The organism is Staphylococcus sp. LKG4-2 (assembly GCF_050955665.1).
GTDB lineage: Bacteria > Bacillota > Bacilli > Staphylococcales > Staphylococcaceae > Staphylococcus > Staphylococcus saprophyticus.
In genome coordinates this window covers 2,289,206-2,312,029 of the sequence record NZ_CP194532.1, presented here as the reverse complement: position 1 = coordinate 2,312,029, position 22,824 = coordinate 2,289,206, and the positions used below count along the sequence as shown (strand labels likewise).

Annotated in this window: 25 protein-coding genes; 16 read left to right on the top strand and 9 right to left on the bottom strand. The window is 32.6% G+C overall.

The genetic code is table 11. The features are described 5' to 3' along the window. Positions 1 to 352 precede the first annotated feature (352 nt). From ACM6UH_RS11375 to ACM6UH_RS11360, 4 genes are all read left to right on the top strand, one after another. Positions 353 to 1,210 (top strand): LysR family transcriptional regulator, encoded by an 858-nt coding sequence (locus ACM6UH_RS11375; RefSeq protein ID WP_002483989.1) that lies wholly within the window; start codon positions 353 to 355, stop codon positions 1,208 to 1,210. A 103-nt stretch (positions 1,211 to 1,313) separates the two neighbouring features. Continuing rightward, the gene (locus ACM6UH_RS11370) at positions 1,314 to 2,522 is read left to right on the top strand and encodes a sugar efflux transporter (RefSeq protein ID WP_011303697.1); all 1,209 of its coding nucleotides are present in this window, start codon (positions 1,314 to 1,316) and stop codon (positions 2,520 to 2,522) included. A gap of 6 nt (positions 2,523 to 2,528) precedes the next feature. Next, positions 2,529 to 3,017, top strand: coding sequence for a DUF456 domain-containing protein (locus ACM6UH_RS11365; RefSeq protein WP_047502775.1), 489 nt, complete (start codon positions 2,529 to 2,531; stop codon positions 3,015 to 3,017). 233 nt (positions 3,018 to 3,250) lie between these two features. Further along, positions 3,251 to 4,402 carry an MFS transporter gene (locus ACM6UH_RS11360; protein WP_047502772.1) on the top strand — a complete coding sequence of 384 codons (1,152 nt, stop codon included), beginning with the start codon at positions 3,251 to 3,253 and terminating at the stop codon, positions 4,400 to 4,402. A gap of 101 nt (positions 4,403 to 4,503) precedes the next feature. Here ACM6UH_RS11360 and ACM6UH_RS11355 read toward each other — a convergent pair whose 3' ends face one another. Further along, a complete protein-coding gene (locus ACM6UH_RS11355; RefSeq protein ID WP_047502769.1) occupies positions 4,504 to 5,187 on the bottom strand; it encodes a DUF1129 family protein in 684 nt (227 codons plus the stop codon). A gap of 98 nt (positions 5,188 to 5,285) precedes the next feature. Here ACM6UH_RS11355 and ACM6UH_RS11350 point away from each other — a divergent pair, with 98 nt between their 5' ends. The 4 genes from ACM6UH_RS11350 to ACM6UH_RS11335 all read left to right on the top strand — a co-directional run bounded on the left by ACM6UH_RS11350 (position 5,286) and on the right by ACM6UH_RS11335 (position 7,225). Beyond that, positions 5,286 to 5,753 carry a GNAT family N-acetyltransferase gene (locus ACM6UH_RS11350; RefSeq protein ID WP_011303693.1) on the top strand — a complete coding sequence of 156 codons (468 nt, stop codon included), beginning with the start codon at positions 5,286 to 5,288 and terminating at the stop codon, positions 5,751 to 5,753. A gap of 38 nt (positions 5,754 to 5,791) precedes the next feature. After that, positions 5,792 to 6,004: an SA0632 family lipoprotein gene (locus ACM6UH_RS11345; RefSeq protein ID WP_002483983.1), complete on the top strand. Its 213-nt coding sequence runs from the start codon at positions 5,792 to 5,794 to the stop codon at positions 6,002 to 6,004. A gap of 272 nt (positions 6,005 to 6,276) precedes the next feature. Beyond that, complete coding sequence (locus ACM6UH_RS11340; RefSeq protein WP_011303692.1) at positions 6,277 to 6,573, top strand: hypothetical protein; 297 nt, start codon at positions 6,277 to 6,279, stop codon at positions 6,571 to 6,573. A gap of 100 nt (positions 6,574 to 6,673) precedes the next feature. After that, positions 6,674 to 7,225, top strand: coding sequence for a GNAT family N-acetyltransferase (locus ACM6UH_RS11335; RefSeq protein WP_011303691.1), 552 nt, complete (start codon positions 6,674 to 6,676; stop codon positions 7,223 to 7,225). 160 nt (positions 7,226 to 7,385) lie between these two features. On the opposite strand, the gene ACM6UH_RS11330 is transcribed toward ACM6UH_RS11335, so the two are convergent. Further along, positions 7,386 to 8,840: a PLP-dependent aminotransferase family protein gene (locus ACM6UH_RS11330; protein ID WP_048787172.1), complete on the bottom strand. Its 1,455-nt coding sequence runs from the start codon at positions 8,838 to 8,840 to the stop codon at positions 7,386 to 7,388. A 118-nt stretch (positions 8,841 to 8,958) separates the two neighbouring features. Between ACM6UH_RS11330 and ACM6UH_RS11325 the strand changes: the two genes are divergently transcribed. Beyond that, positions 8,959 to 9,576 carry a LysE/ArgO family amino acid transporter gene (locus ACM6UH_RS11325; RefSeq protein WP_011303689.1) on the top strand — a complete coding sequence of 206 codons (618 nt, stop codon included), beginning with the start codon at positions 8,959 to 8,961 and terminating at the stop codon, positions 9,574 to 9,576. Between the two features lie 232 nt (positions 9,577 to 9,808). Here ACM6UH_RS11325 and ACM6UH_RS11320 read toward each other — a convergent pair whose 3' ends face one another. The 4 genes from ACM6UH_RS11320 to ACM6UH_RS11305 all read right to left on the bottom strand — a co-directional run bounded on the left by ACM6UH_RS11320 (position 9,809) and on the right by ACM6UH_RS11305 (position 12,757). Next, on the bottom strand, positions 9,809 to 10,375 hold the full coding sequence (locus ACM6UH_RS11320) for a TIGR00730 family Rossman fold protein (RefSeq protein ID WP_047502763.1): 567 nt from the start codon (positions 10,373 to 10,375) through the stop codon (positions 9,809 to 9,811). Positions 10,376 to 10,377: 2 nt separating this feature from the next. Beyond that, on the bottom strand, positions 10,378 to 10,842 hold the full coding sequence (locus ACM6UH_RS11315) for a YaiI/YqxD family protein (protein ID WP_002483977.1): 465 nt from the start codon (positions 10,840 to 10,842) through the stop codon (positions 10,378 to 10,380). Positions 10,843 to 10,846: 4 nt separating this feature from the next. Continuing rightward, positions 10,847 to 11,548 (bottom strand): hypothetical protein, encoded by a 702-nt coding sequence (locus tag ACM6UH_RS11310; RefSeq protein WP_047502760.1) that lies wholly within the window; start codon positions 11,546 to 11,548, stop codon positions 10,847 to 10,849. A 333-nt stretch (positions 11,549 to 11,881) separates the two neighbouring features. After that, positions 11,882 to 12,757 carry an undecaprenyl-diphosphate phosphatase gene (locus ACM6UH_RS11305; RefSeq protein ID WP_002483975.1) on the bottom strand — a complete coding sequence of 292 codons (876 nt, stop codon included), beginning with the start codon at positions 12,755 to 12,757 and terminating at the stop codon, positions 11,882 to 11,884. A gap of 279 nt (positions 12,758 to 13,036) precedes the next feature. On the opposite strand from ACM6UH_RS11305, the gene ACM6UH_RS11300 reads away from it, so the two are divergent. Further along, the gene (locus tag ACM6UH_RS11300) at positions 13,037 to 14,668 is read left to right on the top strand and encodes an ABC transporter ATP-binding protein/permease (RefSeq protein ID WP_433911964.1); all 1,632 of its coding nucleotides are present in this window, start codon (positions 13,037 to 13,039) and stop codon (positions 14,666 to 14,668) included. Beyond that, positions 14,665 to 16,344 carry a thiol reductant ABC exporter subunit CydC gene (gene cydC / locus ACM6UH_RS11295; RefSeq protein ID WP_011303684.1) on the top strand — a complete coding sequence of 560 codons (1,680 nt, stop codon included), beginning with the start codon at positions 14,665 to 14,667 and terminating at the stop codon, positions 16,342 to 16,344. Before ACM6UH_RS11300 ends, cydC begins: the two co-directional genes overlap by 4 nt. A 208-nt stretch (positions 16,345 to 16,552) precedes the next feature. Here cydC and ACM6UH_RS11290 read toward each other — a convergent pair whose 3' ends face one another. Then, positions 16,553 to 16,996 carry a MarR family winged helix-turn-helix transcriptional regulator gene (locus ACM6UH_RS11290; RefSeq protein ID WP_011303683.1) on the bottom strand — a complete coding sequence of 148 codons (444 nt, stop codon included), beginning with the start codon at positions 16,994 to 16,996 and terminating at the stop codon, positions 16,553 to 16,555. A 226-nt stretch (positions 16,997 to 17,222) separates the two neighbouring features. Between ACM6UH_RS11290 and ACM6UH_RS11285 the strand changes: the two genes are divergently transcribed. The 5 genes from ACM6UH_RS11285 to mdh all read left to right on the top strand — a co-directional run bounded on the left by ACM6UH_RS11285 (position 17,223) and on the right by mdh (position 21,121). Further along, a complete protein-coding gene (locus tag ACM6UH_RS11285) occupies positions 17,223 to 18,149 on the top strand; it encodes a CobW family GTP-binding protein (RefSeq protein ID WP_011303682.1) in 927 nt (308 codons plus the stop codon). 33 nt (positions 18,150 to 18,182) lie between these two features. Next, complete coding sequence (locus tag ACM6UH_RS11280; RefSeq protein ID WP_069844414.1) at positions 18,183 to 19,091, top strand: aldo/keto reductase; 909 nt, start codon at positions 18,183 to 18,185, stop codon at positions 19,089 to 19,091. A 25-nt stretch (positions 19,092 to 19,116) separates the two neighbouring features. Next, entirely contained in the window at positions 19,117 to 19,419 is a 303-nt protein-coding gene (locus tag ACM6UH_RS11275) for a hypothetical protein (RefSeq protein WP_011303680.1), read from the top strand. A gap of 52 nt (positions 19,420 to 19,471) precedes the next feature. Beyond that, a complete protein-coding gene (locus ACM6UH_RS11270; protein ID WP_002483969.1) occupies positions 19,472 to 20,083 on the top strand; it encodes a DedA family protein in 612 nt (203 codons plus the stop codon). Between the two features lie 99 nt (positions 20,084 to 20,182). Then, positions 20,183 to 21,121 carry a malate dehydrogenase gene (gene mdh / locus ACM6UH_RS11265; RefSeq protein WP_002483968.1) on the top strand — a complete coding sequence of 313 codons (939 nt, stop codon included), beginning with the start codon at positions 20,183 to 20,185 and terminating at the stop codon, positions 21,119 to 21,121. A gap of 320 nt (positions 21,122 to 21,441) precedes the next feature. Here the strand turns inward: mdh and ACM6UH_RS11260 are convergent, their stop codons facing one another. Both ACM6UH_RS11260 and ACM6UH_RS11255 read right to left on the bottom strand, forming a co-directional pair. Beyond that, the gene (locus ACM6UH_RS11260; protein WP_011303679.1) at positions 21,442 to 21,717 is read right to left on the bottom strand and encodes a hypothetical protein; all 276 of its coding nucleotides are present in this window, start codon (positions 21,715 to 21,717) and stop codon (positions 21,442 to 21,444) included. Further along, positions 21,714 to 22,331, bottom strand: coding sequence for a DUF1361 domain-containing protein (locus ACM6UH_RS11255; RefSeq protein ID WP_011303678.1), 618 nt, complete (start codon positions 22,329 to 22,331; stop codon positions 21,714 to 21,716). Before ACM6UH_RS11255 ends, ACM6UH_RS11260 begins: the two co-directional genes overlap by 4 nt. Between the last annotated feature and the right edge of the window lie 493 nt (positions 22,332 to 22,824).

Sequence of the window (22,824 nt, the reverse complement as noted above, 5' to 3'; positions counted from 1 at the left end):
TTAATATGCATAACAAACTTAATCGCTCATTATGCAGTATGTAGTCCTTTGAAAAATAGGATAGGAGTCATTAAAAAAACGTGTTATAGTGAACCATACACATAGAATAAAGGACATTTGAAACATAACTTGAATGTCTTTTATTTATTTTAATTGCTGAACTATAGTGAAAGTAGCGAGGACGAACTGAAAAGGTGATTGTGGTTAGTATGAAATGAAATATTGAGATAAAACGTGCGTATTGAAGTATGAGTCAGTTTGTTTACAGGTTACATTATGGGCATAATGGAAAACATGTTGTAATGAAATGGAAGCGGCTACAGAAACGTGCATAAAAAATAGGGGGATAATTATGAAGATAGACGATTATCGCTTGTTAACTACGCTTGATGAAACTAAAACACTTAGGAAAGCAGCAGAAATATTATATATTTCTCAACCTGCAGTCACGCAACGTCTAAAGGCCATTGAGAATGCTTTTGGCGTAAATGTATTTATTCGAACAAAGAAACAATTGATTACGACTACTGAAGGCGCAATGATTATTGAGCATGCTAGAGAGATGCTTAATAGAGAGCGTCTATTCTTAGACAAAATGCAAGCGCATATTGGCGAAGTAAATGGTACGATATCGATTGGTTGTTCATCTTTAATTGGACAAACATTATTGCCAGAAGTTTTAAACTTATATACACGACAATTTCCAAACGTAGAAATTCAAGTTCAAGTAGGTTCAAGTGAACAGATAAAAGCAAATCATAGAGATTACCATGTCATGATTATTCGTGGTAATAAAATGATGAATTTAAGTAATACGCATCTTTTCAATGATGAACATTTCTTTATTCATCCCAAAAATCGCAATGATGAAGTAGATAAGATGCCATTTATTGAATTTCAAGCTGATCCAATTTATATTAATCAGATAAAAGAATGGTATGGTAGTCAAATAGGTCAAGATTATCATGCGATGATTACTGTTGACCAAGTTGCTACATGTAAAGAAATGTTATTGAATGGTGTAGGCGTTACGATTTTACCTGAAATTATGATGAAACATCTCGATCGAGAGCAATTTGAATTCCAACGTGTAAATATTGATGAAAAACCATTGATTCGTTCAACATTTTTAAGCTACGATGCGAGTATGAAGCAATTACCTCAAGTAGAATCATTTATCAATTTAATGATGGAATATGTTGAATCATAAACGACAAACCATCTCAACTTTCTTATAGTTAGAAATATTTCCATATTGGAATACTCACTTTCACGCTGTTGAACATATTATTTATAGAATAGAGGTTGGCTATATGTTTAGTGCCTTATTACATATCAAGAATTACAAATTATTTGTAATTAATATGATGCTATTGGGAATGGGAATTGCGATTACCGTACCTTATTTAGTGTTATTTGCTACAAATGATTTAGGAATGACGTCCTCTCAATACGGGTTATTATTAGCTTTAGCAGCAATAAGTCAATTTATTGTAAATACTATTGTGGCACGATTTTCAGATACGCGAAATATAAATAGGAAATTGATTATTGTTGCTGCCCTGTTTATGGGGGCTGTAAGTTTTTCTATTTATTTTTATATTCATGAAATTTGGATTTTTATAGCGATGTATGCGATTTTTCAAGGGTGTTTTGCACCTGCAATGCCACAAATGTATGCCTCGGCAAGAGAATCAATTAATGCCTCCGCGTCTAAAAATAAAGCCAAATTTGCAAATGCTGTCTTGAGATCAATGTTTTCATTTGGATTTTTATTTGGTCCTTTAATAGGTGCTTTGCTATTAAGCGCAAATGGTTATTCAGGGCTGTTTGGGGGCACCATTACAATTATAATCTTCACTTTACTACTGCAAGTTTTCTTTTTTAAAGATATTAAAACGGAACACACAGTTTCCGATGTGAACCATGTAGAAGCAGCTGCACCAAATATGTTAAAAGATAAAGTATTATTAGTTCCATTTTTAGCGTTTATCTTATTGCATATTGGGCAATGGATGTATACGTTGAATATGCCATTGTTCGTTACAAACTATTTAAATGAACCTGAAGGGTTTGTCGGCGGTTTGGCAAGTTTATGTGCAGGATTAGAAGTACCATTTATGGTATTACTCGGTATTTTATCTGCTAAATTAACAACGCGCACACTATTAATATTAGGCGGTTTATTTGGTGGATTATTTTACTTTAGCATTGGGGTATTCGAAAGCCTTGTAATGATGTTTGTTGGCCAAGTATTCTTAGCCATATTTTTAGCAATTTTACTTGGGCTAGGTATTAGCTATTTCCAAGATATATTACCAGATTTTCCGGGTTATGCGTCGACATTATTTGCTAATGCGATGGTTATTGGTCAATTATGTGGGAATTTATTAGGTGGTATCATGAGTCAATGGGTTGGTTTAGGCAATGTATTTTATGTCTCAGCAGCTTCAATATTTGTTGGCATGATACTGATTTTCTTTACTAAAGATCAAAAATTTACAGAAGAAAGTATGGAGTAGATAATCATGACAGTAATTTTATGGCTATGTATTATAGCAGCATTTGTTTTAGCATTTATTGGATTAATTAAACCCATTATTCCTTCAGTATTAGTGTTATGGGTCGGTTTTTTAATTTATCAATTTGGTTTTCATAATGGCAACTTATCATGGGTATTTTATGTTTCTATGATATTATTCACGGTATTTATTCTTGTTGCTGATTTTATTATGAATAAATACTTTGTAAATAAATTTGGTGGTTCAAAGTTAAGTGAACTGGTTGCACTTGTCGGTGTCATCGTTGGTTGTTTTGTCTTTCCACCTTTTGGCATTATTATAGTTCCATTTGTTGCAGTGCTTGTTGTAGAAATGATTCAAGAGCCTAACTTAACTAAAGCGCTAAAAGCGAGCTTTGGTTCGGTCGTTGCCTTTTTAGCAAGCTCAGTAGCACAGGCAATCATTATGATTATTATGGTGATTTGGTTCTTTGTAGATACCTTACTTATAAACTAAATCAGTATACCTTCGTGTTGATGGTTCATTTTTAAAATAACTTTTATAAGATGTTATTTTAGATTTGAATGATCAACATTTTTTATATGTGCGATTAATTTTAACTACACATATAATGTAAGCGGATTTATATAAAAAAAGTAAAAATTAAGCAATACCCTTGTTTTAAGCAATCGCATTTTAGTATAATCACAATCATGTTTAAAAAATACGTAATGGGAGGTAAGTCGAAAATGAAATATCCTATAGCGATATGGATGCTTGCAATTGGTGCGTTTGCAATTGGCATGACAGAGTTTGTTATTATGGGGTTATTGCCTAATATTGCACGAGATTTTGACGTGACGGTGAGTCAAGCAGGACAATTGATCACTGGTTATGCATTGGGTGTAGCAATCGGTGGACCTATCATAGTTATGTTGACAATAAAATGGAATAGAAAATATTTGTTGATTGTATTGATGGGAATATTTATTATAGGGAATCTTACAGCATCGTTTAGTCCTAATTATGGGTTTATGATGACAAGTCGAATTATTACCTCTTTAGCACATGGTTCGTTCTTTGGTATTGGTTCTATACTTGCGGCAAGTATGGTAAGACCTGAAAAGCGTGCGAGCGCAATGGCACTTATGTTTATGGGATTAAGTATGAGTAATATATTAGGCGTACCTTTTGGTACGTTAATTGGTCAAAACTTTGGTTGGCCTATGACGTTTATTATTATTTCGATTATTGGGGCACTTGCACTGATTGGCATCATTATTTTTGTTCCTATGCAACGTGAAACGATTAAGTCATCTGTCTTAAATGAATTACAAATTTTAAAAGAAAAGCGTTTATGGCTAACACTTGCAGTGACATTGTTTGGTTTTAGTAGTGTGTTTGCATACTTTACTTATATTTCTACTGTGCTCATAGATGTCTCCAATGTACAAGAAAACTTAATCTCTTATCTTTTAATTATATTTGGTATAGGGGTTACTCTTGGTAATGTCGTTGGTGGTAAGCTGGCAGATTGGAATTTAAATAAAGCTTTAAAAATCATTTTTATCGTCTTTATTCTATATTTCATCTTATTATACTTCGTTCAAATGAATAGTATTTTAATGGTAGCAGGCATCTTCTTCTTTGGTTTGATTGGCTTTAGTATGAGCCCGTCATTACAATTTAAGAGTACTTTAATCTCTCAAGATGCACCAACACTTGCAAGTACGTTGAATCAATCTGCATTTAATTTAGGTAATGCTTTAGGTGCCTTCATAGGAGGCGTCGTGGTTACGAATTTACCTATAGCATCATTAAGTTTAATAGCACCTTTATTAACGGTTATTGGACTCATTTTCTTATTAGTGAGTATTCGTGTTGAGAAAAAAGAAGACTAAATATTTAATATAGACATATTAAATAATAGATAAAAGTAGGGCGATGAAATCATATTTTAAATAAGATTTCGTTGTCCTACTTTTTTATCACTATGCACTGTTTATAAAGAAGTGTTTGCATCTTTATTGATAAAGTGATGATCGATATAGAGTGAAACTGGAATAACGATAAAAGAAATAATGATAAAAGTCCAATTACTAATTAAGAGATAAGGGCCTATCGCTAAAAAAGATTGTGGAACAAAAAATACATAGAAAGTTGCAAATAATAAAAGGATAATGCTGATATAAGTACCAATCCATGTCCAATGTGATTTAGTAAAACATTGCATTTGCACAGTTTTAAATATTACCCAAATAAATAAGAAAATGATAATAAAACCGACAATTAATATAAGAGGGAAGGTATAAATATATAAACGTTTTGCGCCAATGAAAAATCCAATAAAACCTTTTAAAAAACAAAAAATACCTATAAATAATAAGATATGTTGAAATATATATTTGAATATATTAGTTATAGTTTCATTAGGTAACTTTTTGATTTCGTTTTTAGCATGCGCTTTAGGATCATGATTAAAGAAATCCATTGCGAGGGTGCCTTCCTTTTCGGCCTGTAATAACTGATGTAAAATGCGGTTTAACATTTTTTCAGATGCATGTGGATTTACGCTTAAATCAGCTCGTACATAAGTCATATAATTTTCAAACGTTTCTCTATCTGTATTATTTAATCTAAGTGATTTCACATTATTTTCACGCATTAATTTATCAGTGGATTTCATTTGAATTTCGCTACCTTTTTTTAGAATATATTTATAAGATAAGAATTATTATGACTAATATCATAATATAAATCAACAAGCTTTTATAAGGAGTATATATGAATCGATTAACAATTAAACAGACACAATATATTAACCGAATTGCTGAAGTGCATGAAGCAGAACTAGAACGGCAAAATACTACATATAAAAAGACTAAACTTTCTGTTGCTTTGCGTATTGAAATGATTGAACATGGTTTAAGATACAGTGACGATACAATATTGATGCAAACAGAAGGTGAACGGTTGATTGGTTTTATTTGGGCACGATATGATAAAACACTGAAAACGGCGTTAATTGAGATGTTATATGTTGAAACTACTCACCGTAATCAGGGTGTTGCAACTAAGCTAAAAAAAGAGATTGAAGCATGGGCACGAGATAAAGGGGCGTATACAATAGAAAGTACTGTAGCTTATTCGAACAAAAAAATGCAAAAAATGAATTTTAACATGGGTTATGATATGAATAAGGTTGTTATGGTCAAAAACTTATTGGTAAATAATGAAGATAAGCATAAATAATGATAAAATATATATTATTATGAAAAAGGAGATATTACATGAAAAAATGGCTGGCACTCATAATAGCATCAACCATTACTCTAACAGCATGTGGTAAAGATGATGAGAAAGCGTCTTTAGAAAAAGATATCGATAAACTTGAAAAGCAAAATAAAGACTTGAAAAAACAAAAAGAAAAACTAGAAAAAGAGCAAGACAAACTTAAAGATAAATCGGACGACTTAGAAAAAGATATTAATGCCAAGACATAAAGTAATCGTAGGGTATCAGGCATCATAATTTATATATCATCTTATTTAAACATCCTTAAATAGTATTTCCTAGGAAATCATTGTAAACTGGTTTTAGTAATTGTTATAATGGGTATCGTTATAAGATATTAGAAGTTTTAATCGTCACATATAAAAATATTTAAAATAAAAAGTTGGAATACAAGTTAATTGATAAATATGTTTTATCGTTTATGTGAATATAAAGATAAAGTGAATTAACAATTTCCTTGAATAGAAGAGAGGTTACCGTTATGCATGAACAAGATTTCAATTTATTAGAAGGCCGTTCAATTACTTTGCCAGAATTAGGTAGAGAAATTGAAAGTATTACTGGCAGACAAATTAAAGATTCAACGGGTGAAATTAAACGTGTTATTGCACATTTGCCTAATTTCGAATCAGATACGGATACATTTGTAGCGACGTATAAACTAGATCATCAGAATGATTTTATCGATGCAACATTTACTGCACCGAAAAGCGAACGCAATCGTTTAAAAGAAATTGCGGTAAACGTTGAATTAATTAGCTATATTTCAAGAGCGTAATTGATATTCTTTGAAATACTAAAAAAGTAACGCGATATGAGTGCGCTCATAACGCGTTACTTTTCTATATAAATTTACTTTAAGTATAGAGGTGTAATGAATGACAGTTTATATTGAAACTGAACGGTTGAGATTACGTGATTGGCGAGAAACAGACTTATTACCATTTCAACAAATGAATGCCAATCGGCAAGTTCGGAGATATTTTCCTAGTTTATTAAGCTATAAACGTTCAGAACACGATATGAAAAAAATGGATGAAGCGATTCAATCAAATGGCATAGGATTATTCGCTGTAGAACTTAAAGAAACAAATGGCTGGCTAGGGTTTGTTGGCTTGAATTATGTTCCTAAAGAAAGTAAATACACATTTGAAGAATTGCCATTTTATGAAATTGGGTGGCGCCTAATTCCAGAAGTATGGGGCAATGGCTTTGCAACTGAGGGCGCAGCTGCGGTATTAAAATATGCTAAAGAACAAGGCATTGAAGAAGTATATGCTTTCACTTCAAAAAATAACGAAGCTTCACGCAAAGTTATGGAAAAAATTGGTATGAAACGTTTTGATCATTTTGAATACCCAGAACTTAGCAAGTATCATCCACTGAAAAAACATGTTAGATATTATAAAGATTTAACAATAAATGTCTGAGAAGTGTTGTTTTGATAATGTATATGATCATCTCTACAAATGTATATAGATTAAGTTAAATAGAGGCTGAGGCAAATTTAATTGTCTCAGCCTTTATCAATTTTTTAAAGTTAGAAAGATTTATGCATGTACCACAGTTCAGAAGCACTTTTTATACTTATCAACCGTGATTACCTTTGCCAATGTGGGAAGACGGTGGCGTAAAACGTGTTTGGATAATTTTGCTTAAATGTTTTAAAGTTTCATCGATATCTTCGGCATCGACATAAGCATATGAGAAACGGATACAATCACGCGCATCTTTATCATATACTTCACCAGGGTTAATCAGTATGTTTTCTGCAATCGCTTCATCGAAAAGTCTTTTCATATCGATGGAGAACTTAAATTGGAACCAAATATAAAATGATCCTTCGGGCGTTGACCATGAACCGAAATCACTAAAATATTTCTTCAGAGATTCTAAAAATAAATTTCTCTTAATTAAAAGTTGGTTCTTTAACATTTTGAGGTGTTGGTCATGATATTGAGGATGTGTTAACCATTGTGTTGCGATATATTGTGATATAGAACTTGCGCCATAGTCATTTTGCATTTTTAAATCAGCTAAATGTGCTGCGACGGAAGGCTTGGCAACAATCCACCCGACACGTAAACCAGGACTTACAGTTTTAGATAAGCTATTCAAATATAAAATATTGTCGTTTGTATCAAACGATTTTAAAGGTTTAGGTCGCTCATGATTGAAATATAAGTCACCATACACATCGTCTTCTACAATCGGTATACCATGTTGTTCACATTGCATGATGATTTTTTGTTTTTCTTCTGTTGAATAACTATGTTGTGTTGGATTGTGTAAAGTCGGTATACAATAAAAGATACTGTTTGTATATTGTGATTGTGCTTTAAAAATATTATTAATATTACTTTTAATATCAGAAATGCTTATTTGCTGAATATCGACCCTCATATTATGCCACGTGCGTATTGAATTAATGTATGAAGGTGATTCAACAATAATCTTGGATTGTGGAATGAGTAAGCCATCTGCAATGAGTTTTAAACCTTGTAATGCACCTGATGTAATACAAATGTGGTCAACAGTACATGAGACACCTAATTTTTGCATATATTGTGCCACTGCTTCTCTAAGCTTAAGGTTGCCTTGAGGTGGTTCATAATTAGTATTTAACACAGGAGTATGACACTTGCTCAAAATTTCTTTGAACTGTTCATTAGGTATAAGATCGGGAGCAAGTTCACCAGTACCCAATCGTATCATGTTAGTGTGGAATTCTAGTTTATTAATTTGTTGAACAAAGTATTGGTTATTTTTAGTCGTACTATGGCTAATATAGTTTTGCCAATTAATATTGTTTTTAATATAAGTATGCCAAGTATTTCCAGATACATATAAGCGTTGATTTTCTCTACCTTCTATGATTCCCTGACTTTTTAGAATATCGAGTGCTTGTATAACGGTGGAACGGTTCACTTGATATAACGAGGCCATATCTCGTTGAGAAGGTAATTGCATGCCTTGTTCTAAATCTCCAGAATCTATTTGTGAAATGATATCATCTATAATTTGCTTGTATTTTGGTTTGAACATAAAATAGCTCCTATATTATCTGGTTGGTATTTTAATTTGCATCTGGTGGGTCCAATTTCTGTGTATATAATATAGCATAGTTAAAATAGTCGTAATAATTAAAGGAGCGTAGTTTTGTATGTTGCAATCAGCCGTTCACGGATTACTATTAGCGCTAGGGCTCATATTGCCTTTAGGGGCGCAAAACGTATTTGTATTTAATCAAGGTGCAAACCATAAAAGTATTACCAAATCATTACCAGTTATTATAACAGCAGGGTTATGTGATACATTTTTAATCGTGTTAGCCGTCATAGGTATTTCTGTGATATTGTTATCGATGCCTGTGCTACAAATTACAATTTATTGTATTGGACTGGTATTTTTATTATATATGGCATGGTCATTATGGCGTACACGTCCAGTTACACTACAATCATATCGACCGATGTCCGCTAAAAAGCAAATTGGTTTTGCACTGTCTGTATCATTACTTAATCCCCATGCAATCATGGATACCATAGGCGTAATAGGGACAAGTGGTGCAGTTTATGAAGGTACTGAAAAAATGGTCTTTACTATAGCTACTGTTATTGTTTCTTGGCTATGGTTTATTTTCTTGGCAGTAGTTGGAAAAATGATTGGAAACATAGATAAAACAGGGAAATATATCATGCTATTGAACAAATTGTCATCAGTCATTATTTTAATCGTAGCTATAATGATTTTAAAACAACTCTTAGCAATTTTGTTATAAGTCAAAGGCTAACTATTCAATGATAGATTTCAAGTTAGATTATATTAAATGTTTGGGATATAAATAGATATTGTCAAATTGAGGGATAAGGCGAAATAATGCTTCATTATTAAAAAGCGTCTGGGACAAAAATAAATGTCTCAGACGCTTTCCTACGATTAGTCATCCTTTTTACGCGGATTATATAAGCTAGTGCTTGTGTATAATAGCTGCTTAATTTTATTAACATGATTTAGTCATAAGTTCTAATGCCAAGAGGTTGGTAATTGTTTAATGTTTCAAAAAGTGATTCTGGCGTAGCGCATAAAGGTGCAAGTGCTTTATATTTTGGATCGATAAAGCCTTCTTTAATCATATGATTTATTAATGTTTGTAAAGGTTCAAAAAAGGCATTGATGTTAAAAATGGCTATCGGTTTCTGGTGTATACCAATTTGCGCCCAACTATACATTTCGAAAAATTCCTCTAGTGAGCCAGCGCCACCAGGTGCCATCACGAATGCATCGGCAAGCTCTGCCATTTTATTTTTTCTCTCATGCATGGAATCCACTAAAATAAGCTCCGTTAATTTAGTACTCGTAATTTCTTTTTCATCTAACATTTTAGGCATGACACCAATTGCAGTGCCGCCATGATCCAATACACCATCTTGAATTGCGCCCATAATCCCTACAGAACCTGCACCGAAAATGAGTTCATAGCCTTGTTCTGCCATGTACTTACCTAATTGATAAGCTTCGTTCATATATGTAACATCATTGCCTTTACTGGCACCACAATAGATAGCAATTTTTTTCATGATTAATCCTCCGTTTCTAAAAAATATTTATGAATTAAATTTGAAAATATAGACTCGAATTTTGATACATCTTCTTCTGTAAAAGCAGCCGGCCCTTTTGTTCGACCACCACTTTTTCTAAACTGTGCACTTGCATGTCGTTGTTCGAGTAGCGTATTGATATTTTCTTGATTATATATAAATCCTTTGTGATGCATGACAATTTTAGCTTTGTTTAATAATAAACTAGCGAGTCCATAATCTTGTGTTACAACAAGATCATCAGAGTGAACCAGTTTTACTATTCTATAATCGACAGCATCAGGCCCATCATCAACATAAATAATATTGACATGTTCAGGTTGAATGACGGTAGAGAAGTGGCTAAAGCTACGGACGACGGTAACAAAAATGCCTGTCCCTTTCGTCAATTCAATAATTGAATTGGTTACAGGACAAGCATCTCCATCTATAATGACTTGTGTCATTTGCTTATTTGCCTTTATCTTCGTTGTTTTGTTTTACAACGCTTTTTGCCACATAGTCTTTATATTTTTTGAATTCAGATAAACGTGCTTTTTTATTTTTTTCTTGCACTTTCTCTTCTTCTTTATGACGTTTGTCGATGTTTTTTTGTAACAATTTGCTTAATTTATTTACATCTTTACGATTATCTTTTTCTAATTTTTCGCCTTTTTTCTCAGTTTCGTCATCAAGTTTACCTGGTGTTAATCCAACTTTTTCCATGTGCTTGTTAGATTTTTTCATATCTTTGATACGTTGTTTTTCATTTTCTTGACGTGCTTTCTCTTCTTCTTTGCGACGTTTATCGATATTTTTTTGCAGAATTTTGTTCATTTTATCTGCTTCTTTGCGATTTTCTTTTTCTAATTTTTCGCCTTTTTTCTCGATATAAGCTGGATCATTTTCTTTTGCAATGCGTTTAAGTTCGCGCTTTTGATCCATGTTGTGTTTTTTATCTACAACATATGCTTTCGCATTAGAAGATTTTTCAACTACATTATCTTTCAAATGTACAGATTTATCTGCAACTGTTTTAGAAGCGCTAACTGTCGCATCGCTAGCTTTTTTAACATCTGGATGATCTTTGATGCGTTTACGTTCGACGATTAGCGGTACTAGAAACACAGGCGCTACTGTGATAATTGTTTTAATTAATTGCTTTTTGTCCATACTCGTTGCCTCCATTTAATTTATACTATCTTCACCATACCCTATATTACATGAAAATAAACGGTAAATATAGCGTATGCATAGGATTTATTATCTGTTGTTTTATTCAACATAACAAACACTACGACTGCCCAATTTATATATTATATTATTTTCTATATATTATTGGCAGTGATTTAGATCGATACCTGGGAAAGCAACACTAGCCGAAACCTACACGCTAAGATACTGTCTGCGAAAACCATGCACAAAAAAACTGCCAACAAAATCGGAGACTTTGTCGACAGTTTGTGATAAACCCCGTTGATGGGGGAGTTACCTGTTTTTATTAAATTATTCACCAGTGATACCTTGACCAATACCAAAGCCAAAATAAAGAATAGCGATAATGATTACTAAGACAATTCTATAAATAGCGAATGGAATCAGTTTGATTTTACTAATTAAGTATAAGAAAGTTTTAATGGCAATTAGACCAACAATAAATGCGGCTAAGAAACCTAAAACATAAAAGCCAATATCACTCATGTGGATATATTCCATATTTTTAACTAAAGATAAACCACTTGCAGCAAGCATTACTGGCACTGCCATGATAAATGTAAAGTCAGATGCTGATTTATGATTCATTTTCATTAAGACACCAGTGGAAATCGTAGATCCTGATCTACTAAAACCTGGCCACATAGCTATGGCTTGCGATAAACCAATGACAAATGCTTGGAAATAATTGATTTGGTCCACGTTTCGTGGATTGGTAACTTTTTTGCTGTAAATATCAGCAATAATCATATATATAGCACCGATAAATAGTCCTATCATTACAGTAGGCACACTGAAAAGATATTCTTGGATGACATCATCGAAGAGTAATCCTAAGACACCAGCAGGTATCATACCAACGATAATATGCAATAAGTTTAAACGTTTTGGTTTTTGGCCAATACCGTCAATGGGTTCATGTCTGTATTTGCCAATATGTAACATTTCGAAATAACGTTCACGGAATACCCAAGCACCTGCGAACACAGAACCGAGTTGGATTACAATTTTAAATGTAAAAGCGGATTGTGAACCTAAAAATTCACTAGATTTTAGCCACATGTCATCGACAAGTATCATATGGCCAGTAGAAGAAACGGGTGCAAATTCCGTTAATCCTTCAACGATACCTAGAATAATACCTTTAATTAATTCAAGTATTAACATAATTTACCTACTTTCATAGTACTTATTAAATTTTATGCATTTTCATCTAACAATAATAGCACAATAAAAATATAATACGCTACTTAAAACCGTAATATGAGACCAAAGAATGAGATAATATAAAATATATATATTTTAGTAGCTTTGTCAGAGGAATAAAAAATCAATTTTAAATTTATGTCAGAAATATGAAATTAACATAAAAAATGTTACTTGATAATGAGCGAAATCATTTAAATTTCATATAATGTGTTTATAATATGTGGCAGGTGATATTTTGTGAAAAGATTAACAAATTTAGCTTTAAAATTTAAAGTATATCCTATATGGATGTTTATTATTAGTACATTATTAGCCATAACCGTAGTAGTTCAAAATATTTCTATTGCTGAAATTTTAAATATCATGTTATTAAAAACCAATCAAGATGTATTGGCTTTATTATTTATAACATTGATGATTTTAATTGCACGTGCGACACTTAATACAGTGAACCAAATGATAGGTAATCGTATGGCTTCAAAAGTCAAACGAGATTTGCGACGTCAGCTCATATTACAACGCTCAAAAGAACCAATTGGTGCGCAAATAAACACGTTGACAGAAAGTATAGATGGCATTGTTCCTTTCTTTAACAGTTATTTTCCACAGGTATTTAAATCGATGATGATTCCACTGATGATTATTGTGGCAATGTGTTTTATACATTTAAATACTGCATTAATTATGATTGTTACAGCACCATTTATTCCTATTTTCTATATTATATTTGGCTTGAAAACACGTGATGAATCTAAAGATAAAATGACATATTTAAATCAATTTAGTCAGCAGTTTCTAAATAAAATTAAAGGTCTTATTACATTAAAGCTTTTTAATAGAACAGATAAGACTGAAGCGGCATTATATGAAGAAAGTACAACATTTAGAGATTTGACAATGCGCATCTTAAAGAGTGCATTTTTATCAGGCCTCATGCTTGAATTTATTAGTATGTTAGGTATTGGCTTGGTTGCATTGGAAGCAGGTTTAGGATTGATTTTATTTCATAACATTGATTTTAAAACAGCAGCAATTGCAATTATCTTAGCGCCAGAATTTTATAATTCAATTAAAGATCTTGGACAATCGTTTCATACCGGTAAACAAAGTGAAGGTTCAAGTGATGTCGTATTTGATGTCTTAGATAAAGGAACCGCAGAACATAAGATTCAAAAACAGATTGATACGTATCAAACACCCATTGTTCAATTATCGCAGGTTGATTTCAAATATGATGCAGCTGACACCTATGCTTTGAAAAATATTAATCTAAGTATTTATCAAGGCGAGAAAATTGCACTAGTTGGTAAAAGTGGTGCGGGTAAATCAACGTTAGCACAATTGATAACACAAAATTACAAACCCCAATCCGGTTCAGTAACGTTTAAGGATCCATCTTTAAGTATTGGCTTTTTGAGCCAATCACCTTATATTTTTAATGCTTCTATACGTGATAACATTACGATGTTTCAAGACGTTGATGATGCTAGAATATTAAAGGTATTAGATGATGTAGGACTGAAAGAAAAAGTACTGAGCTTAGCGGATGGTTTAGATACATGGATAGGTGAAGGTGGAGAAATGCTCTCAGGAGGGCAAATGAGACGTATAGAACTCTCAAGAGTGTTAATGACACAACCAGAGCTCATCATCTTTGATGAGCCCGCTACCGGCTTAGATGTGAAAACAGAACAAACCATTCAAGATGTGATTGCACATGAATTTGAAAGTGCGACCATTATTACGATTGCCCATAGATCACATACAATTAACAAAGCAGATAAACGCATATTAATAGAAAATGGTTATGCAGCATCTGTCGAGCAAACGACAATGAAAAATTCATCTCAAGGTGGTGATGCAACATGAAACCACATATTCAATTTAAAATAGACAAAGATTTGATTTTATCAATACTAATTGGTGTCGTTGGTAGTTTGGTAGCGTTGGGTATGTTCTTCTTAAGCGGGTACATGATTACACAAAGTGCATTAGGTGCGCCTTTATTCGCTTTAATGATCCTGATTGTATCTGTTAAAATGTTTGGATTTCTAAGAGCGATTGCACGTTATATCGAAAGACTTTTATCCCACAGAGCGACATTTACGATGTTGAGAAATGTGAGAGTTCAGTTTTTCAAGAAATTATTACCCGTCATACCCGATGTATATCGTAAATTTAATTCTAGCGATTTGATTGCGCGTATGATTGGCAGGGTGGAAGCACTACAAAATATTTATCTGAGAGTGTATTATCCTCCAGTAGTTATTGGCATTACAGCAACGATAACTGTTTTAACAATGATTTATTTTTCATATGTACATGCAATTATTATCTGTGTGAGTATGATTGCAACTTTATTGGTTATACCTTGGTTGAGTGCTAAAAAAGCGCGACAAATAAAAAAACAAGTCAACCAAGTACAAAGTGGTTTTTTAAATCACTTTTACGATTATAAAGAAGGTTACGTAGAACTCGTTCGTTTTGATAGAACAACATACTATAAAACAGCATTGTTAGATCAGTTAGAACAATATGAAGACGCACAAGCGAAAGAGCAACGATTTTTATCTCTATATGAGTATAGTTTAAATATTGTCTCAATGATTGCACTGTTTTTTACCTTATATTTGGGTGTTGTCCAAGTGCAAAATCACCAATTAGACGTCGTTTATTTAACGAGTATCGTGCTCATGATGTTAACGTTGTTTGAACAAGCCATTCCGATGAGTAATGTGGCCTACTATAAAGGTGATACAGATGAAGCAATTGAAAATATAAATGAAGTGATTGCGCATCCGATGGTACAAGGTACCGAACAAATGCAAAGAGATTTGAATGAAGCTAATTTGTTATTCGATATTCAAGCAGTAGATTTTAAATATTGGAATCAATCAAGTAATGTGTTATCCAATATTCAATGTACTATTAACAAAGGTGAACATGTTGCAATCGTTGGTCCTTCTGGTTCAGGGAAAAGCTCATTACTTCAACTCATGCTAGGTTTGTATCAAAGTGAAAAAGGGAGCATATTATTTAACCAACAAGATATAGTGAAAATTAAGGATAAGGAAAAATATGGTCATATAAATGCCTTATTACAATCACAACAACTTTTTGATGGAACAGTTCGTGAGAATTTATTTGCTGAAAAGCGTGATCTTGAAATGAGAGAAGTACTTGATGACTTGGGGCTAGCGCATATTGATTTGGACAGAATGATTACACTTTCAGGTCAAACATTATCTGGTGGAGAGGTTCAAAGATTGGCAATAGCAAGGTTGTTTTTAAAACATGCGCCTATTTGGATATTAGATGAGCCGACAACGGCATTGGATATATATCATACCGATAAAGTGATGGAAGCAATTCATCAAACTGCGCAAACCTTGATAGTGGCAACACATGATTTAAGACTATTGCCACATTTTGATAGAATTATAGTTATGCAAGATGGCGTTATTTTAGAAGATGGCAGTTATCAGGCGCTATTGAATAAAACGAATGGTTATTTACACCAAATGGTAGCCATTAATGCTGATTAAAATAAACGTGGAAACGAAGACATCTAAAATAAATAATAAATCTTTAGTTATTCATTTAAACCGCGGTAGATAGAGCTGTTAAATATGAGTTATGATTTATTATGAAAAAACGAGCTCAAACACATAAGTGTTTGAGCTCGCTTTATAAATCAAGTATATTAAAGGAATAATTTTTAATAGCTAGTACCTAAACTTTTGTTGTGAAAAATTATTTAGATTTTTCTTCAGTGAAGGCATTGATTACTTTTGAAAGTAATCGATTTAACTCTTGAGATTCATCTGGGCTTAATGATGATGCAACAGCAACATCTTGACAAGCCGTGTCTAATTCTGGACGAATTGCTTCACTTTTGTCAGTTAAATGAATAAACACTTCACGTTGATCTACTTCAGAACGTTCACGTTTGATTAAATCAACTTGTTCCATTCTCTTGAGTAATGGAGATACAGTACCTGTATCTAATGCTAATTCTGTTACGACTTTCTTTACATTGACAGGTGAATCAGCCCATAAAATTGTTAATACTAAAAATTGTGGGTAAGTCAGTTTGTATTTTTTAAAGACATTATTTGAGTAGTAGCGATTTACTTGTCTTTGAGCATTATACAAACTAAAGCAAAGTTGTTCCTTTAAATTAAGTGGTTCAGACATAAGTTCTCCTCCAGACATTCTATCCGTTTTGTTCTCTCTGTATCGGACCTGAATCCGTCTTGCGTTGTGTTTGACACTTCTTCAATCATACTTTTGCACTGTGCCATGCTAAAATAAAGTGTGTATAAAGTTTAGAAGATATCTAATATTTTATCAAGTAAAAGTTTAATTATATGTATAAATTAAATTTTACACAAACATTTGTGTTTAAGAAATGAGTGATTTTATGAAAAATATTAAACAACCTAAGACGCCTATTACAATTGTAACAGGTTTTTTAGGTAGTGGGAAAACAACTTTCCTTAGCAATTATGTGAAATATTTATTAAGAAAAAATGAAAACCCAAGTATCATCGTAAATGAATACGGCAATTTAGATGTAGATAGCGCTGCATTAAGCGACGATGTTGAAGTCGCATCGATATTAAATGGTTGCGTCTGTTGTGACTTGCAACAAGATTTAATAAAACAATTAAAACATTTTCTTAACAAAAGTGCAATGCACCATATTATAATTGAGGCGACGGGTATTGCACATCCGATAGAAATTATTGCGGCATGCCAAGATCCTGAAATTGTCGCTAATGTCCAAACGCCTATGGTAATAGGATTATTAGACGCACCAAGATTTTTGACCAGAACCCAATATACCCATAGTACAAAACAATTGATGGAAGAACAATTAGAAGTAAGTCATGCAATTGTAGTCAATAAAATGGATTTATTAAAAAGTGATGCGTATGATGATCTTAAAGCTATTGATAAAATTAATTCAGAAGCGCCCAAATTTTATACAACTTATGCAGATATGCACATGGATGCTTTTGATACGATTACAAATACATCATTGCCAACTAAAGAAAGCCATATGCATCATCATGGTATAAATAGTGTACAATACCATTTTTCTGGGCCGATTGATCGTCAATTATTTTATCAATTTATTTTACGGCTCCCAGATAATGTTCTAAGATTAAAGGGATATGTTAAATTTCGTGATATGCCTCATGAAACTTATGAATTTCAATATGCATTTGGTCTCCCAGATTATCAAATTATTGATGATGAAATGCCATTAACGATTGTGATGATTGGTGAACAGATTGATGAAAATCAAATACGCAACAAATTAGACATGTTACAGTTCACTTAATTATCTAATAAAATAAAAGGTGTTGGTTTTTAAATGGATAAAGTAAAAATAAATCAGTATGTCTCGTTTTCAAAAGTGATACAAGGGTTTTGGAGAGCACAAGATTGGCAGTGGACACCACAACAATTGAATCGTTATTTAAATGAGTTAGTAGAGCGCGGGGTCACAACGATGGACCATGCCGATATTTACGGTAATTATACATGCGAAGGTATTTTTGGTGAGGCTTTAAAATTATCACCTCAATTACGAGATGAAATTGAGATTGTGACGAAATGTGGTATCGTACTACCATCAAGCCCTGAACAAGACATTCATGGACACAGATATGATCATAGTAAAACACATATTCGAAAAGCAGTAGACCGTTCATTACAACAATTAAATGTTGATTATTTAGATAGTTTGCTTATCCATCGACCATCACCGTTGATGGATCCCCATGAAGTAACAGAAGCTTTAAAGGCTTTAGTAAGCGAGGGTAAAGTGAAATCATTTGGTGTCTCGAATTTTAATAAATCACAATATGATTTGTTAAGTAAATGCCTTGTGTGTGACAAATTACACATTACAATAAATCAATTAGAAGTGTCGCCATACACATTAGATGCAATTGACAATGGTGTCATTAATCATATGTATAAAGATGATGTTAAAATTATGTCATGGAGCCCTATGGCGGGTGGCAAGCTCTTTGATCTAGGTGATGAAAAGGCTGCAAGAATTATGGCAATTGTTTCACCATTAGCACAGAAATATAATGTGACAACGAATGGCATCATCATGGCTTGGTTAGATAAACATCCTGCCGCAATCATGCCAGTGTTGGGTACGCATAAGATAGAACGGATTGATGACGCAATCGCTGGACTTGAGGTAACATTAACAGACCAAGAATGGTTTGATATTTATACAGCTTCATTAGGCCACGATATCCCTTAATTTAATTTTAAAAGGAGTGTAAATAATGAATACTCAGAACGAACAACACCATAGAAAAGAACTCAAGTTTCAAAAACGCTTTATTACTTTTCCATTTTTAGGATTTGCTTTGATTATTGCTATATTGAACATCGTTTTTCCTGACATTACTGTGATGGTAACTTTATTTGGTTTGTTTTTCCTTTATAATGCTTCGATTTTATTCGTTGTTTTTATTCATCATTTTAAACGGATAATGATTTTATCATTAATATTAACCATACTTTCCTTAGTATTATTTGGACTTACATTTTATTTATATGGTTTGACTAACCATTTTTTTAACTAGTCACGAGTAAATGACTTATAGAGCAAGCGTGATTATAACGAGGAGGTAATGCATGGAACAGTGGATTACACACTTTATGGAACAATATGGTTATTGGGGTATTGCTTTTTTAATTTTTCTAGAAAATGTCTTTCCGCCTATACCGTCTGAAATTATTTTAACTTTTGGTGGTTTTATGACTACTAAATCTGATTTAAGTTTTATTGGTGTGACCATTACGTCTACAATTGGTTCAGTTGTCGGTGCAATCGTCTTATACGGAATAGGAGCTTGGATTGGTGAACGCAATTTATATCGTTTTGTTAATCGATATGGAAAGTTTCTTCGTGTAAAAACGAAGGATATTGATAGAACAATACAGTGGTTTGATAAATATGGTTATTGGACTATTTTCTTCTGTCGTTTCGTGCCTTTGTTGAGAAGTTTAATCTCTATACCTGCTGGTTTAACAAGAATGAATCTACCATTATTTATGCTATTTACAACGATAGGAACATTAATATGGAATATTGTTTTAATTTATTTAGGTCAAGCAGTCGGCGGTAATTGGCATGCAATTGTGTACTATATGGATATTTATTCTCGCATTATATATATTGTACTGATTATCCTCGCCATTTTCATTATATGGAAATGGTTTAAGCGCCAACGCAAACATAAGTAAAGATGATAACTTAAGTTTATGAATTGCAATCATTGTTTAAAATGAATGCGTGTTATAATTTAATTGAGATATAAATTGCTTGATTAAGGGGATGTTTTTATGACCAAAAAGAAAATTTCCATAATAGGTGCTGGTAACACAGGCGCTACATTAGCATTTATTGTTGCGCAGCATGAGTTAGCTGATGTAGTGCTCATTGATCGACCAGATAACGAAGGACAAGTGAAGGGTAAGGCGCTAGATATATTTGAAAGCAGTCCGGTATATGGTTTTGATGCGAAAGTGACGGGTTCCGTGAATTACGCTGATACAGCCGATTCAGATATTGTTGTGATAACTGCAGGAAGTCCTCGTAAACCAGGTATGAGTAGAGATGACTTAGTACAAATTAATGAAAAAGTGATGTTCGATGTTACGAAGGAAATTGTAAAGTATTCACCGGATTGCAAAATTATCGTACTTACTAATCCAGTAGATGCGATGACCTATTCTGTGTTAAAAGCGTCAGGTTTTCCGAAAGAACGCGTGATTGGACAGTCTGGTGTATTAGATACTGCACGATATCAATCCTTTATTGCAGAAGCTTTAAATGTGTCAATAAAAGATATTAGAGGGCTTGTATTAGGCGGCCACGGTGATACAATGGTACCTTTAGTAAATTCAACCAATGTCAATGGTGTCCCTTTACATCAATTGTTGAATCAAACGCAAATAGAGCAAATTGTAGAACGTACAAGAAAGGGTGGCGCTGAAATTGTTGCTTTGCTTGGCAATGGTTCTGCATATTATGCCCCTGCGTCTGCAGTTTTTGAAATGATTGAAGCAATTCTAAAGGATCAACATCGTTTATTACCAAGTATCGCATTGTTAGAAGGAGAATATGGATTTTCTGATATCTGTTTAGGTGTACCAACTGTTTTAAGTGAAAAAGGTATCGAAAATATTGTTGAACTAGCACTTTCAGACAATGAACAGGCACAATTGCGCATCTCTGCAGACTCTGTAGAAGAAGTGAAACAAGCTTTGAAAAATCAATGATAAATAGATGACGTACATTAAAATAGAAGTATTTAGACAGCAGTTAAGTAGTAGCAAGTGTAGTATTTTACAGCATCAATTGCGTCTTTTATTGAGAATAAGATTTATTATCTAAGTCATATAAATAACTCCCGTTAAAGTTGACATTGAAAAATGAAAACTTAGACGGGAGCTTTTTTATATCAGTATTTTTAACTAGCACCTAAAAGTAGGCGAAATATCTATTTATATCTCAGACACGTATACTTAATCCTTAGCACATGTAATATTAGAACTGATGATACAATTCATTAACTGTTTACTATGTAAACGATAAATGATTACATTCTAAAGATACAAATGTATAGCGCAACATATTCGAAGAAAGTGAGTATATACATGTATTTTAGTCTGATCTTAACATGGATGGGTATATTCCACTTAGGGAAGCGACGCTCGTAATAAAATAATTGTAGGTAAAACAAACCGATTCCTAAGGGAAGGCACATCAAGATAATGCTGTGCGTATATGAGAATCCTACATCATGTAATAGATGACCAATGATTAGCTGCAATAAAATGAGTATAATAATTAAAATAATAATATTGAAAGTCATTTTGCACTACGCACTCCTTTCGCAAATGCATATATGATAATTTGCAATGCTACAAGTAATAAAATGAAGCACAAAGTATCAAATTTCAGGCTTGCCGCAACTTCATTAAAAATACGGAGTGGTTCATTAATAAGATAAACGGAATGTAAACGCAAGAAGCGACCGATGTAAATACCGAGTCCATTAAGGAACATCATTGCTACGATGATGAGTCGATTTAACCACATACGGTGTGTAAATTGCTCAATTTCTAAAAACATTAAAATTAATAGATACAGTGCGAGTAATACGGCTGCAACTAAAAATGCGAAATAGGCCCATTCAGTGATTAATAAACCCTGATAAAAATTAAATCTAAATTGATTTAAATGGATTAAGTCTGTAACCATATATAATGTATTAGGAACCATAAATACAAAAATAAGTGCAAATATAATAAAGAGCGGCCATTCGTATTTATAAATAGGTTTAAATAAATTCAAGAGTAAGCATAGTTCAAATGGCACATATGCTAGAAATAAATTTAATGTCATAAACGGAAAATAATGATTAAAAAATATTGAAATAATGATTAGAATAAGGAACACAGTTCTAGCAATATATCGAGCCGACATCAATACACCTACTTTCTTTTTAGTATGTCGTTGCTGATGAATGTATTAGTTTAAATGCTTATTATATACAATAATAAATATATCTCTACCTTAAATCGCATAACTTAAGAGAGATGTTAGTTCAATTTGTTGAAATACAAGACTACATGATACATTTTTTGAAAATAAAATTCAACGAAAAGTACAAGTTGGATTCATAAAGATAAAATGTATAATTAAATAGTTGGAGAATGAATTCATATAAATTAATTAAACACCATAACATAGCAACTTATGACACGGTTGGATTAAAGCAGTAACGGTTAAATGCTAAATCATGTTTAAATCATATCCCAAATCATCATATTATATATTATAAAAGTAAAGTGAATTTTAATATTAACAAGATCTAAGTCAATAGAGGAGCACATTGCGTATTTTCTGAATTTACACTTTTAAGTGAATTTATGTAAAATAAATGGAAATACAGTTTATAAAAATACGTGTAGTTCAG